This window comes from Flavobacterium sp. 9R, from assembly GCF_902506345.1.
In the GTDB taxonomy this organism is placed as follows: domain Bacteria; phylum Bacteroidota; class Bacteroidia; order Flavobacteriales; family Flavobacteriaceae; genus Flavobacterium.
Genome location: NZ_LR733422.1, coordinates 1 through 1,170, shown reverse-complemented (window position 1 = coordinate 1,170; position 1,170 = coordinate 1). Strand labels below are relative to the sequence as shown.

Genomic DNA, 1,170 nt, shown 5'->3' with positions numbered 1-1,170 from the left:
CACAAGCCATTTGTATTTCAGGAACAACGACATTTAGTTCTACAGTAACAGGAGGATCTTGGTCCTCTTCAGATACAGCTATTGCAACTGTAAATTCTAGTACAGGAGTAGTAACAGGAGTAACAGCGGGCACAGCAACCATCACCTATACTGTAACAGGTACAGGCGGATGTGCTAATGTAACGGCTAATTTGGATGTGATGGTAGGTGATACCACAGCACCAGTTGTTCCAACACTAGCAGATGTAACTGGTCAATGTTCTGTTACTCCAACCGCACCAACAACTACCGATGCTTGTTCAGGCACCATCACAGGTACTACCATCACAGTATTCCCAATCACCACTCAAGGCACTACTGTAGTTACTTGGAGTTTTGATGATGGTAACGGTCAAGTAGTAACAGCCAATCAAAATATTATCTTGGGCCCGCTTCCTTCTGCTCCACAAGTAGATGTTGTTGTTGCGCAATGTAATATTTTAGGTACTGTAAAAATCACTAATTATGATAGCTCCAGCCTATACAGTTTTATTCCATCAGGACCAATTGTTGGTGCAGATGGTACTGTAACCGGTGTGGTAAATGGTGTGAGCTATGAAGTTTTAGTTACAAATAGTAATAATTGTAATTCTTTACCAACAACTTTTTCTCAGGCAAGTTTTATTTGTGCTAATGATGACACTATCGCTTCAACAGGAGGAAACGTATTATCAAATGATACACTAAACGGCGCAGCAGTAAGTACAACCAATACTGATGTTACACCAATAACTACAGGTCCATTGAGTATTGATGCTGATGGTAATTTAACCGTTGCTCCAAACACTCCAAGTGGCACGTATACCATTACGTATGAATTATGTGAAGTAGGTGCAACCCCAGCGAATTGTGATACAGCAATAGCTACAGTAGTAGTTGGTAACCCAATTGTTGCTAATGATGACACCATCGCTTCAACAGGAGGAAACGTATTATCAAATGATACACTAAACGGCGCAGCAGTAAGTACATCTAACACAGATGTTACACCAATAACTACAGGCCCATTGAGTATTGATGCAAATGGTGATTTAACCGTTGCTCCAAACACTCCAAGTGGCACGTATACTATCACGTATGAATTATGTGAAGTAGGTGCAACCCCAGCGAATTGTGATACAGCAATAGCTA

Annotated in this window: 1 protein-coding gene; it reads left to right on the top strand. The window is 40.9% G+C overall.

Features of this window, described 5'->3' with window-relative positions; all coding sequences use genetic code 11:
• Window positions 1-1,170: Ig-like domain-containing protein (locus FLAVO9AF_RS15250; RefSeq protein WP_201296311.1), on the top strand; the 1,170-nt coding region annotated here is incomplete at both ends.